A 13005-nucleotide genomic window follows, 5' to 3' on the forward strand; every position below is an offset into this window, starting at 1 on the left:
AAAAACAAGCAGGCACTTACTTTGTTTATTAGTTGATATGAACTTTAACAACTTCACGATAAAAGCACAGGAAGCTATTCAACAGGCTTCCGAAATAGCTCAAGGCAATCAGCAACAAGCTATTGAAACAGCCCATATTTTAAAAGGGTTGCTTACTGTTGATGAAAATGTAGTTTCTTATGTTTTAAAGAAGCTAAATGTGAATCTGAATGTTTTAAATCAACAATTGGATGCACAGATAGAGAAATTCCCTAAAGTAACCGGCAGCAGTCCGTACCTTACTTCCGGAAGCAACTCTGCTTTGCAAAAAGCACAATCTTATTTAAAAGAATTTAAAGATGAGTTTGTTTCGGTTGAACATGTTCTGCTGGGCTTACTTTCTGTAAACGACAATACAGCTAAACATTTAAAAGACCAGGGCGTAACAGAAAAAGACCTGAAAAAGGCGATTATTGCTTTAAGGGGTGATCAACACGTAACCGGTCAAAATGCGGAGGCTACTTACAATGCCTTGAATAAATACGCACGCAATTTAAATGAGTATGCTGAATCAGGTAAACTGGACCCTGTAATTGGCCGTGACGAAGAGATCAGGAGAGTAATCCAGATCTTATCTAGAAGGACAAAGAACAATCCAATCCTGATCGGCGAACCAGGAGTTGGTAAAACCGCTATTGCAGAAGGCATTGCGCATAGAATCATTAAAGGTGACGTACCTACCAACCTGAAAACAAAAACGGTTTACTCACTGGATATGGGTGCGCTCATTGCAGGCGCTAAATACAAAGGAGAGTTCGAAGAACGCTTAAAAGCGGTCGTTAAGGAGGTAACACAGAGTGATGGCGATATCATCTTATTTATTGATGAGATCCATACACTTGTTGGTGCTGGTGGTGGCGAAGGCGCAATGGACGCAGCAAATATTCTGAAACCTGCCCTTGCCCGTGGTGAACTTCGTGCAATAGGTGCAACTACGCTCGACGAATATCAAAAGCACCTGGAAAAAGATAAGGCGCTGGAACGCCGTTTCCAAAAAGTTATGGTAGACGAACCGGATACACAAGACGCCATTTCCATTTTGCGCGGATTAAAAGAGCGTTATGAAACCCACCATAAAGTGCGAATTAAAGATGAAGCAATTATTGCCGCTGTAGAAATGTCGCAACGCTACATTGCCGACAGGTTCTTACCAGATAAAGCGATCGACTTAATGGACGAGGCTGCTTCCAAACTACGTTTGGAAATGGATAGCGTACCCGAGGAAGTAGATGAGCTAAACCGTAAGATCATGCAGCTGGAGATCGAACGTGAGGCTATTAAACGGGAAAACGACGCAAAAAAAGTAAAATCTTTAGCAGAAGAAATTGCGAACCTATCTGCAGAAAGAGATCAGATCAAAGCAAAATGGCAGGGAGAAAAAGACCTTGTCGACAACATTAACAATGAGATTGAACAGATAGAGAATTACAAACTGGAAGCTGAACAAGCGGAACGTGCCGGAGATTATGGAAAAGTAGCCGAAATCCGCTACGGAAAGATAAAAGAAGCTCAGGATAATGTTGAAAGACTAAAAGCACAACTGGAAAACCAACAAGCTGAAGGCCGAATGCTTAAGGAGGAGGTAACAGCAGATGATATTGCAGGAGTAGTAGGCAGATGGACAGGCATACCGGTAACGAAATTGATCTCGAGTGAGCGGGAAAAACTATTAAACCTCGAAAATGAATTGCATAAACGTGTAGCCGGACAACATGAGGCTATTGAAGCAATATCTGATGCAATTCGTCGTTCACGTGCAGGATTACAGGATAAGCGTAAACCAATTGGCTCATTCATATTTCTAGGCACTACAGGTGTAGGTAAAACTGAGCTGGCTAAGGCATTGGCAGAATTCCTTTTTAATGATGAAAATGCCATGACCCGTATAGACATGAGTGAATATCAGGAACGACATTCCGTTTCACGTCTGATTGGTGCACCTCCGGGATATGTTGGCTATGATGAAGGTGGACAACTTACAGAAGCAGTACGACGTAAACCTTATTCAGTAGTCCTATTAGATGAGATTGAAAAAGCACACCCTGATGTGTTTAACATTCTGCTACAGGTGCTGGACGATGGAAGGCTGACGGATAATAAAGGCCGTGTGGTAAATTTTAAAAACACCATTATTATCATGACCTCTAACATTGGTTCTCATTTGATTCAGGATAATTTTAAGAATTTAAATGAAGACAATCATGATGAAGTGGTTGCAAAAACAAAAAATGAACTGTTTGAATTGTTGAAACAGACCATTCGTCCTGAGTTCTTAAACAGGATAGACGAGTTGATTATGTTTACACCGCTTAACCGCACTGAATTAAGGGACATTGTAAATCTTCAGTTTAAACACGTTCAAGACACCCTGGCCGAAATGGGTATTGAAATTGAAGCCTCCACAGATGCTTTGGACTGGTTGGCAGAATTAGGTTATGACCCTCAATTTGGCGCACGTCCATTGAAACGGGTGATACAGAAACGTATCTTAAATGAATTGTCTAAGGAAATCCTATCTGGAAAAGTAGATAAAGACAGCAAAATAAAACTGGACATGTTCGATCATAAGTTCGTGTTTCTGAACAATCAATAAGATTGTTTCTTCCAATAAAAGCCTCGAAAGTTCCAAATCTTTAAGACTGGAACCTTTCGGGGCTTTTTTATTGCGAATAATCTAACTCTTTTCACACCAACCCAACAATTAATTAAACAGTTTAATAGAAATACATTTTTTTGTTTAACATTTTTCGACTTTTCATGAATAAAATAAAGCTAACGAGAACAATTCTATTTAAAAATTGTTGATAGAACAGGAAGAACCCCTATTGAATATGAAAATCGCTTATATTTCAACCTATCCCCCACGTGAATGTGGAATCGCTACTTTTAACCACAATCTCCTCAGCGCAATTAGCTGTGACAAAACAACTGTTTCTGGAGACAGTTATGTGGTTGCGATGACTGACGCTGAAAACCTTTACACTTACGAATATCCAGTCGAAGTCAAGTATCAGATCAGGCAGGAAAACCAAAAGGATTATATCCGGGCAGCTGATTACATCAATACAAGTCTGGTTGATGCCTGTATTATGGAGCATGAATTTGGCATTTATGGTGGTGAAAATGGCGTTTATATTCTTCTATTAATTGCACGCTTAAAAAAACCTTTGGTTACGATTTTACATACCGTACTGAAGGACCCTACTTATATGCAATTGACCATCATTAGGGAAATTGCCAAACATTCATCCAGGATTGTTGTCATGAGCCACAGGGCTGTAGGCTTTTTAACCGGAATTTATGGAATTCCATTTAGTAAAATCCAGTTAATTGAACATGGCGTTCCCGATCTGGAACCATCAATAAATAATCCGGTAAAAGAATCTTTACCATTCAAAAACAAGAAAGTACTGTTCACATTTGGACTTATCAGTAGAAATAAAGGGTTGGAAACAGTCATTGAGGCCTTACCAAAAATAGCAGCTAAAAACCCGGACGTTATGTATGTGATATTGGGCACGACACACCCAGGAGTTATCCGTAATTCCGGAGAGGAATATCGAGATAGCCTGAAACGGCTTGCACGCAAACTAAACGTAGAAGAAAACCTTACTTTTATCAATAAATTCGTTTCGGAACAGCAACTGTTTGATTACCTGACAGCCTGCGACATGTACATCACTCCATATTTAAATGAAGCACAGATTACAAGTGGTACTTTATCTTATGCGATAGGTGCCGGCGCCGCCGTAATTTCAACTCCCTACTGGCACGCACAGGAACTTCTTGCCGACAACAGAGGTCGTCTGTTTGATTTTAAAGAGGCTGATGCGCTCGCAAATATCGTTAATGAATTATTTGATGACCAAAGTAAGCTACAGGAACTTAGAGCCAGCGCTTACGAATATGGACTTCATTTACGTTGGCCCACAACAGGACAGGTTTTTATAGATGTTTTGGAAGAAGCACTTTCCAAATCGCTCCGGGAAAAAGACGACACAAATCTGCAGATCATTGATGCAGATGCCATGCCCTCTTTTAACTTAGCCCACATACAAAGATTGACCGATGATACCGGAATTGTACAACATGCAAAATATGGCATCCCAAATCTTAAGGAAGGTTATTGTCTCGACGATAATGCAAGAGCATTGATCATGGCTATTTTGGCCTATCAGCAAAACAAAAGTAAAGTTGCACTCGAATTGCTGCCAGTATACTTAAGCTACATTCAATACATGCAAAATGAAGATGGAAGTTTTAGAAACTTCCTGAGTTTTACAAGAGAATACCTGGATGAAGTTGGATCAGAAGACTCTTTTGGTCGAACGATATGGGCATTAGGATACCTGATCAACAATGCGCCAAACAATTCCTATCGCGAATTTGCCAGAGAAGTCTTCGATAAATCTATTCCACATTTTAAAAAACTGCAACACCTTCGTGGAATTGGGAATACGATGATAGGGTTATCGAGCTACCTCAAATCTCATCCTGATGATGAATACATCAGGGAGCAGTTCGATCAGCTTGCAACCCCTTTAAAACAATCCTACCTCAGAAATAAAAAAGGGCAATGGCATTGGTTTGAAGAAAAAATGACCTACGACAATGCCATTCTTCCATTAGCTTTACTTTGCCATTATCAAGGCACCAAAGACCGGGAATCGTTAGATATAGCTTTGGAAGGCATGGAGTTTCTTAGTCTGAAAACCCTTAGCAATGGCTACTTAAATCCTGTTGGAAACGACGGCTGGCTCTATAAAGATAGCGGCGATATGGCTTTATATGATCAACAGGCTATTGAGACTATGGCTATGGTACTCTTATACTTTAAAGCATACGAGATCACCAGAGACCTGACTTACATCAAACAAATGCACTTATGTTATCAGTGGTTTTTAGGAGAAAACAGCTTACACCTTCCATTATTTGATCATGAAACCAAGGGTTGTGGGGATGGACTAAAACCACAGGGAGTAAACCGTAATCAAGGCGCAGAAAGTACTCTTGCCTATTGGATATCACATCTTATTGTACTGAAGGCAATGGAGTATGAGTACATTCAAAATAGTGACCTCGCTTCAGTTCAGTCGACTTAGGACTCATGTTTAATGACACAGCTTGAACTCTTTAATTTTTCCAGTAAAAGTTCAATCTTAACAGTAGCGAAAGATGAACAGTAATCTGAAAGACCATAAGGAATAATCAATTCTCCATCATGAATAATTGCCCCGCAAGAATAAAGTACATTTGGCACATAACCTTCACGTTCGTCTGTATTTGGGATAACAAGTGGTTCGTTTAAACGACCAATTTCAATAGATGGATCGTCTAAATTGAACAGACTTGCACCAAGACAATAGCGCCGCATTGGCCCAACACCGTGCGTAATCAGCAACCAGCCCGCTTCAGTCTCTATAGGTGAACCGCAATTACCGATTTGAATAAACTCCCATGGAAATAACGGTGCCTGTAATTTTACCGGATTATCCCAAACTGTAAGTTTATCGGAGTACATCAGATAGTTATTCCAGCCATCAATGCGCGACATCATCGCGTATTTACCATTGATTTTACGAGGAAAAAGTGCGAGGTTCTTGTTCTGTGCACCGACGCCGTGCAAAGGACTAATTTTAAAATCATAGAAGTCTGTAGTCTGCAAAAGTTTAGGCATAATCATGGCACCATCAAACGCAGTATACGTTGCATAAAAGATTACGCTTCCATCGTCTTTAACAAATCGGACGAACCTGGCATCTTCTATCCCTTTACGTTCAAATTCCGAAATAGGAAAGAGTACCCTATCGGAGATATCTGTATCTCTTGAAAAGCTGATCTCATGATAAGTATCGGATAACCATAAGACCTTATCATATTGCAGTTTTTTAAGATCATCTTCCTGCACACTCTTACTATCCAGGATAATTTTCCGAAGTGTTGCATAATCAAACTTATCATTTAGTTTCGTACCTACTTCATCCAAAACATCTATATCTATCCTCGATTCGGCAGCTTTTTTCAAAAACAATTTCTTGTTGTAAATCGCATTTTTTACGACCTCTGCTTCATCAATATAATTCCCGGCAGGAATTACCGTGATATTATGATTGCGATCAATCATTGCACGCCTAAATACTACCGAAGAGATATGTCCCTCACCTACCGCCCTAAAACTAATGATCAATCTTCTTTCTCCTTCTACTAAATCGGACTGATCCGGATCTTCGATCACAGAAGGGTTAAAAAACGCCGCAGACTCGATGGAGTATTCATGCGTAAAATAAGAGCCAAGCAATAACATCTGATACTTATCAAGCTCTTCAAAATCATAACCTGCCCGCTCTATACAGTCCTTTACCTTTTTACAATGACGGGTAAGGATTTTTGTAATGTTACGATGGCGCTTGGAATATTCCTGAAGCAGCGGCGAAATGAGACCAAACACATCTTTGTCAGAGAGTGCCATCACCTGCTTTACAACCTCCTGGGCCCTGTCCTCCCCATTAAAAAAAAATCTTGCTATGACCCGTTTAGGATCAGGATACACCTTAACTGGTTTTCTTTCTATCAATAGTCTCATAACATCTACAACACATTAACACACTACAATGATTTATGAATTTCTATTTTTTCGAAGAAAAAATCCTGACAAGAAGAATATTACTGCCAAAATGTACATTAAAACAGACAACTAAATAGCTGACAAAATTACAACAATAGTCAGAGTGTCTATTTTAAAAGGCAGGTGATTTGTCATAATTTATGTTGAATTGTCACAGCAAAATAATAAGGAAGTCAGAATAGTGTTTTATACTATTAAAGATTAACGAGTTACAAAAATCTGCCATAAAGCACGATTCAGAGGGGTTACACTTTGGCATACACATTGACTATATACCATCAATGGTCAGAATATAAAAATTTTAAAAGACCTTATTATAAATTAAAAAACACAAATATGAAAAAGTTATTATTATCATTAGTTGCAGTTTCAGCATTAGCATTTAGCACTCAAGCACAAACAGAAAAAGGAAAAATATTAGTAGGTGGCGCCGTAGGTTTTAACTCTACAAAAGTTGAAGGTGCAAGCAAATCAGATTTAAGATTTAACATTATTCCTTCGGCAGGATATTTCATCAGCGATAACTTTGCAATAGGTACCGGAGTTGGTTACAACTACAACAAGGAAGTAAGCAAAGAACGCTTAACACAATCATTTGAAGTAGCTCCTTTCGGACGTTACTATGTAGGTTTGTCAGATCAGTTCAAATTTTTCGGACAACTATCAGTTCCTATGTCTTTTGGAAACGTTAAAAATGTAGACGATGTAACTGGTGATGTGGGTGATAAATTAGGTACCACTACTAAAATTGGTGTTCAGTTAGCTCCTGGTTTTGCTTTCTACCCAACAAAAAGAGTAGGTATTGAAGTTTCTGTAGACGGCCTAGGCTACAACAACTACACAGTAAAAGATGCAGCTACAGGAAATAAAGCGAAAGCAGATTCATTTGGCTTAGATGCAAGTACTATCGCCCCTAAACTAGGTGTAATGTTCCACTTCTAAGATTAAATATTTTCATAATTTAAGTTAAGTTTGATTAGAAAAGGCCTTTGCGATTGCAAAGGCCTTTCTTTTTAACGTTTCCGTTCGATATCTCTATCCATTTCTACAATATTCACCTGTTCAGTTTGTGAAAAATCTCCAATCAGATACCTGTTAAAATGATCTGCAAGTTTCCAGAATGCATATTCAGTTAAATCACCAAAAGCATGTCTTTGTCCTGGAATAAGTGCAAATTCAAATCTTTTACCAGCACGCATTAATGCATTAGCTACTCTTATCGTATTTGCAGGATGGACATTATTGTCCACATCGCCAGTCATTAACAACAAATGTCCTTTTAGGTTTTTCGCCAGATCCGGGTTTTTATCAATACTATATGTAAATGTAGTATCTCCTTTTGCTGAAACAACCTCTTTTACCCCGTGGTGTTTTTCACTCCACCAACGATTATAAATACTATTGTCATGGTTACCAGCATTAGATACTGCAACTTTGAAGAAATCAGGATATACAAGCATTGCTGCCGTAGACATGAAACCACCACCCGAGTGACCGGTAATCCCCACCTTAGTCGCATCGATAAATGGATGGCGATCTGCCAGCTGCTCTACTGCAGCTTTTTTATCAGCCAGACCATAATCTCTTAGATTTCCGTAACCATAAGTATGATACCATTTGGAACGGGCCGGATTTCCTCCACGGTTTCCTACAGTTACAACAATATATCCAAATTGGGCCAATCGCTCCGTTCTGTCCATACTTTTACTGAAAGACTTATTAACAGCTTCTGTCTGCGGCCCAGGATAAACATACTCGATAACCGGATATTTTTTAGCCGGATCAAAATCAAATGGCTTATACATCACTCCATAGATATCAGTAATACCATCATCAGCCTTTACTTTAAATGGCTCAGGAAACTTATAACCAGACTCCATAAGTAAAGAAAAGTCGGCCGTTTCCAGATTCATCACCACCTTACCGTTGTTATCCATTAACACCGATTTAGGTACTGTATTTACTCTCGAAAAATTATTCACAAAATACCTGGCCTCATCGTTCATGCTTATGGCATGATCAAAATCACCCGGATTTAATAGTTTCATTCCAGTTCCATCGAAATTAATACGATATAAATGCAAATAATAAGGATCTTCTTTCGCTTCACGACCATTCGCTGTGAAATAAAGCACGCGGTTCTTCTGATCTATATTTACAATTTCCTCGCAATGGAAGGCACCTTTGGTAATTTGGTTCTTAAGCTTACCATTACCATCAAACAGATAAAAGTGTGCCCAACCATCACGTTCTGACCAATGGATCAATTCTTTTCCATCATTTACCAACCCGGGACGGCTTACTTCAACGTAGGTATTAAAACGTTCATCGATCAAAGGAGTAACCGCTCCAGTATTGATATCAACCATACATACATCTATGCGTTTTAAATCTCTACTGGTACGTTGAAAATAGACTTTACTATTATTACCTAACCAAAGAGATGGTCTGAACTCATTGTCACGGTCTTTATTTAACAGCGGCGCAGACCACACAGATACTGTCTGATCCTTAAATGCGGCTGTATTTAGCTTTTTGTAGGTTTTAGCTGCGAAATTAAACAATAGAATTTCACTTACCGGTGCTTCTTTTTCACCAGGCATCTGGTATTTATAAGTTTCCAATGTGGGTCTCCCCGCAGCAACATTATTAATCACCCACAGATCTTTAACTTTACGGGAATCGTTTCTGTTGAGCACGAAATGTTTAGCATCTGGCGACCACATCACATAAGCCGACCTCCGCTTTTTATTGTTCTTTTCGTTTTCTTCATTATTTTCACCATCTCCATTGCCGCCATACGGGTAGAATTTAACGCCGTCTTTCGTCAACTGATGTTCTACAATAGTGCTGTCTTCTTCATTTTTAACAGCTTTTTTGTAGTTTTCTTTATCCATCCAATACAAATTATAATTTCTTGTAAAAATGATGGCAGAAGAATCGGGCGCTACAGAACCCCAGCTAGGTTTAGCCTTTGGTTTAGTATAATTAGGAATCTCTGTAAGCTTTGATTTAGCGATATCATAGTTGAAATAGAAGATCTTTTTCTGCATAGAATCTGCAGCCTTCTTATCCTTCCGATCTTTTTTCAATTCATCTATTGTACTCTGCATTTCAAAAGTAATCTGCTTTTCATCGGCAGAGAATTTAAGATTTTGCAAAGGAAGATGCTGCGCATCAAAGGGGTCTCTAACAATAGTAGTAATTTCGGCTGCAAGTTTCGCATTATCAAAAATTTTCTGTTTCCGTTTAGCAACAGGATCTACCAGATACCATTCCTTACCGGCAGGAGTTTCATATTCATACCAAAAACGGTTACTCAGCTTAAGCCAGTGTGGATCTACAGCTGTCGAATAAATCATTTTTCTCAGCTTATTAGGCGAAAATCTTGATGCCAGCTGATAGTTTGCTTTTGGTGCTTGCTGCACATTTTCAGTAATGGTATAAGTTTTTGTTTGCGCCTTTACACCAGAGTCAATAGAGAGCGCAGTAAGTACCGCGGCCAACGGCAGGTATAGTTTGTTCATTATAAATTATTGTTAAGCTGCTAAAATTATTGATTAATAACTTGCACAAAGGAAATTCTTTGTAATAAATGCGATAGCTATCTTTTATTCAATTGATTTTTTAGTTTTGTATTAAATACGGATCTATGAAAAAGCACTTTTTACCTTTTCTCACAGCAGCAATTTTCGCTGCAGGCTGTCAGTCTAAATCACAAACCAGTACGGCAAATTCAGACTTAAAAGATAGTACTTCTGCACCTTCTGCTACACATCAGGGGACTATGGAAGGCGGGCAGCCCCAACAGGTTGATGTTTCTAAAATAAAAGTTGCTGATGCTAAAACCATTTTGACCCGCAAACAAGTACCTATTTTATGCTACCATCAGGTCAGAAATTGGAAACCCACAGATGGAAAAGTGGGCAAAGACTATATCGTTGAAGTCCAAAACTTTAAAGATCAGATAAAAATGCTGGCAGACAGTGGATATCACTCTATTTTACCTGATCAACTGTATGCATATTTAAATACAGGTGCGCCGTTACCTCCTAAACCAATCATGTTTACTTTTGATGATACGGACATGGACCAATTTACTGTAGCAGCCCCAACATTAAAAAAATATGGATATAAAGCCGTTTATTTTATCATGACGGTTACCATAGGTAAAAAAGGGAAGTTTGTAGATTATATGACCAAAGAGCAAATCAAACAGCTTTCTGACGAAGGGAATGTAATTGGCAGTCATACTTACGACCATAAAAACTTTAAAAAATACCAGGGTAAAGACTGGGAAGAACAGCTGGATAAGCCAACCAAGAAACTTGAAGAAATTACTGGAAAGAAAATGACTGAGTTTGCTTATCCTTTTGGCTTGTGGAATGCAGAAGGTATTCCTGAACTTAAAAAACGTGGTTTCAGAATGGCTTTCTCTCTTGCCGACAAGCGCGATCAGAATGATCCATTGTTTACTGTGAGAAGAATCATTGCAAGCGGATACTGGAGCCCAAAAACCTTACACAATAGCATAGTAAAAAGCTTTTAAAACACAAACAGGCTGTATCAATATTAATGATGCAGCCTGTTTTATATTAAGCGATATCTTCGATTAGGTAAGTTTTTCCGTTAAAGCTAAAACTATCCTTACTTTTCTTGCCCAGCATTAATTTACCAATTGGCGATGCGGCTGAAATAGCAAATACTGTTTTATCACCTACATGCAGTTGTCCTGCACTGATGCTGATGTAAAAAATACCTTGATTGGTATAAACAAGACTCCCTCCCTTGATGTTATCAGATGGTACCGCATGCCCAATAGCTTCTAATATCTTTTTGTTTTCTTCTGCATCAATCAGCAGCCGTTTATTGCGATCAATATCCTGCTGCATCATTTCTCTGCTGGTTTCGTATTTATCGCCCGCACTGCTCTTCGTATCGTCGTTACTAGCCTCTCGGGCCTGTGTTAGCGCTGTTTCAGCGGTCTGAATTCTCTGTTCAATAAAGCTCAGACAAAGTTGGTATAATTGCTCCTTATCCATAAATTACGACTCTACCCATTTAATTTTCTCTTCTATTGGTGTACGTTTAGCAGCTCTTGGTTCTTCGTTATGGTAGCCCATATAAAATAACCCGAAACATTTTTCCGTTTTACCTAAGTTAAGATATTCTTTCAAATCTGCAATCATTCCTGGGGAGCTCCAGTAAGCACCGACTTTAAGGGCCTCAGCAGTAAGCGCCATATTTTGTACAGCACAAGCTAATGCCGCAAGTTCTTCCCATTCAGGTACCTTATCGCTATTCAATTGAGCGTTCAAAGTGATAACACAGCTAGATTGCGTGGCCTTTTCTATAATGCTGTCGTATTTTTTCTGCAAAAACTGATGAGCAGGTGTTTTTTCTTTATATAAACGCGCCAGTTCGTTGCCTAATTTTGTCTTACCTTCGTTTCTAAACACAATAAACCTCCAGGGTTCTGTAAGTTTATGTGTCGGTGCATAATTTGCGCTTTCCAAAATCTGTTTAATAACTGCAACAGGAATCTCCTCCCGGGTATAGCTAACAGGGAAAATGCTTCTCCTGCGTTTTATGATATCACTTAAAATTGTTATTTCTTCTTCCATAATTCATCTGATCGAGCGCCTCTATCTGCAAAAATAGAATTTCTACCCGGCCAAAGTGTATAAGCCATGTAATACTTTTGTGCTGCAAATTCTTTACTTTCTCTTCAATTGCTTTTTCACCATTTTCGCCCTGGCAAAGAAAGCAATACTCTCTATGCCCATCAAATAATCAATAGTTTCCAGTAGCTCATCCTTAATCCAATCATAACGCGGTGTTAAGTTTGCCAATGCCTGCATACAATGTACTTTAGAGGCAACCAGCGTCTCCGGATCAACCAGCCAGGTAAAAAGCACCTCAATAACAGGCTCAAAATTCAGGTTCACCGCCATCTCTTTGTATATAGGACCAGCCTTCCTATCTGTCAGTAAAACCACCATTTTTGCATAATGCCGCATTGCCGAAGGATTTTTCTGTTCTGACAACAATTGCAATAATTTATCCACATACGGAGCAAACTGTTCAGGTTTGTGCGTCATAAGGTACTCCAGCATCCAGGCTGCTCTAAAAGCGATCTCCTTCTTTTTATGGAAGCTGATATCAAATAAATCATCAATGTCCAGATCGTTACTTTCAATGATTGCAGTTGAGCTGGCTACCATTTGAAATTTGACTGGCGCATTCATTTGTGCTATTAATTCTTCTTTATCCAATGCGTAAAAATCTAAATATCAAAACTAATAAATCAGGGTTGAAATCATTTTATAAATTATGATTAC

General features: G+C 38.9%; 9 protein-coding genes. 4 read left to right on the plus strand and 5 right to left on the minus strand.

Going from position 1 to position 13005, the window contains the following annotated elements; all coding sequences use genetic code 11:
* Window positions 1–37 precede the first annotated feature (37 nt).
* Window positions 38–2632, plus strand: coding sequence for an ATP-dependent chaperone ClpB (gene clpB, locus R2Q84_RS05570; RefSeq protein ID WP_316815541.1), 2595 nt, complete (start codon window positions 38–40; stop codon window positions 2630–2632).
* Between the two features lie 238 nt (window positions 2633–2870).
* Window positions 2871–5141, plus strand: coding sequence for a glycosyltransferase (locus R2Q84_RS05575; protein WP_316815542.1), 2271 nt, complete (start codon window positions 2871–2873; stop codon window positions 5139–5141).
* Here R2Q84_RS05575 and R2Q84_RS05580 read toward each other — a convergent pair.
* Window positions 5138–6622 (minus strand): glycoside hydrolase family 130 protein, encoded by a 1485-nt coding sequence (locus tag R2Q84_RS05580; RefSeq protein WP_316815543.1) that lies wholly within the window; start codon window positions 6620–6622, stop codon window positions 5138–5140. The two genes, R2Q84_RS05575 and R2Q84_RS05580, sit on opposite strands and share 4 nt — an antisense overlap.
* A 378-nt stretch (window positions 6623–7000) precedes the next feature.
* On the opposite strand from R2Q84_RS05580, the gene R2Q84_RS05585 reads away from it, so the two are divergent.
* Window positions 7001–7606, plus strand: a complete 606-nt coding sequence (locus R2Q84_RS05585) for an outer membrane beta-barrel protein (protein WP_316815544.1) — start codon at window positions 7001–7003, stop codon at window positions 7604–7606.
* A gap of 71 nt (window positions 7607–7677) precedes the next feature.
* On the opposite strand, the gene R2Q84_RS05590 is transcribed toward R2Q84_RS05585, so the two are convergent.
* Entirely contained in the window at window positions 7678–10191 is a 2514-nt protein-coding gene (locus tag R2Q84_RS05590) for a S9 family peptidase (RefSeq protein ID WP_316815545.1), read from the minus strand.
* Between the two features lie 125 nt (window positions 10192–10316).
* On the opposite strand from R2Q84_RS05590, the gene R2Q84_RS05595 reads away from it, so the two are divergent.
* Window positions 10317–11213, plus strand: a complete 897-nt coding sequence (locus R2Q84_RS05595) for a polysaccharide deacetylase family protein (RefSeq protein WP_316815546.1) — start codon at window positions 10317–10319, stop codon at window positions 11211–11213.
* Between the two features lie 46 nt (window positions 11214–11259).
* Here the strand turns inward: R2Q84_RS05595 and R2Q84_RS05600 are convergent, their stop codons facing one another.
* The 3 genes from R2Q84_RS05600 to R2Q84_RS05610 all read right to left on the minus strand — a co-directional run bounded on the left by R2Q84_RS05600 (window position 11260) and on the right by R2Q84_RS05610 (window position 12939).
* Window positions 11260–11706 (minus strand): 3-oxoacyl-ACP synthase, encoded by a 447-nt coding sequence (locus R2Q84_RS05600; RefSeq protein WP_316815547.1) that lies wholly within the window; start codon window positions 11704–11706, stop codon window positions 11260–11262.
* A gap of 3 nt (window positions 11707–11709) precedes the next feature.
* On the minus strand, window positions 11710–12288 hold the full coding sequence (locus R2Q84_RS05605; protein ID WP_316815548.1) for a nitroreductase: 579 nt from the start codon (window positions 12286–12288) through the stop codon (window positions 11710–11712).
* Between the two features lie 93 nt (window positions 12289–12381).
* Window positions 12382–12939 (minus strand): hypothetical protein, encoded by a 558-nt coding sequence (locus tag R2Q84_RS05610; RefSeq protein WP_316815549.1) that lies wholly within the window; start codon window positions 12937–12939, stop codon window positions 12382–12384.
* Window positions 12940–13005 lie beyond the last annotated feature (66 nt).

This window comes from Pedobacter nyackensis (assembly GCF_032678475.1).
Classification (GTDB): Bacteria; Bacteroidota; Bacteroidia; order Sphingobacteriales; family Sphingobacteriaceae; genus Pedobacter; species Pedobacter nyackensis_A.

Excerpts from the sequence above, each read along its gene's own strand:
- R2Q84_RS05580 (WP_316815543.1), bottom strand. The coding sequence starts at position 6,622 with ATGAGACTATTGATAGAAAGAAAACCAGTTAAGGTGTATCCTGATCCT.
- clpB (WP_316815541.1), top strand. The coding sequence starts at position 38 with ATGAACTTTAACAACTTCACGATAAAAGCACAGGAAGCTATTCAACAG.
- R2Q84_RS05585 (WP_316815544.1), top strand. The coding sequence starts at position 7,001 with ATGAAAAAGTTATTATTATCATTAGTTGCAGTTTCAGCATTAGCATTT.
- R2Q84_RS05595 (WP_316815546.1), top strand. The coding sequence starts at position 10,317 with ATGAAAAAGCACTTTTTACCTTTTCTCACAGCAGCAATTTTCGCTGCA.
- R2Q84_RS05575 (WP_316815542.1), top strand. The coding sequence starts at position 2,871 with ATGAAAATCGCTTATATTTCAACCTATCCCCCACGTGAATGTGGAATC.
- R2Q84_RS05590 (WP_316815545.1), bottom strand. The coding sequence starts at position 10,191 with ATGAACAAACTATACCTGCCGTTGGCCGCGGTACTTACTGCGCTCTCT.
- R2Q84_RS05600 (WP_316815547.1), bottom strand. The coding sequence starts at position 11,706 with ATGGATAAGGAGCAATTATACCAACTTTGTCTGAGCTTTATTGAACAG.
- R2Q84_RS05605 (WP_316815548.1), bottom strand. The coding sequence starts at position 12,288 with ATGGAAGAAGAAATAACAATTTTAAGTGATATCATAAAACGCAGGAGA.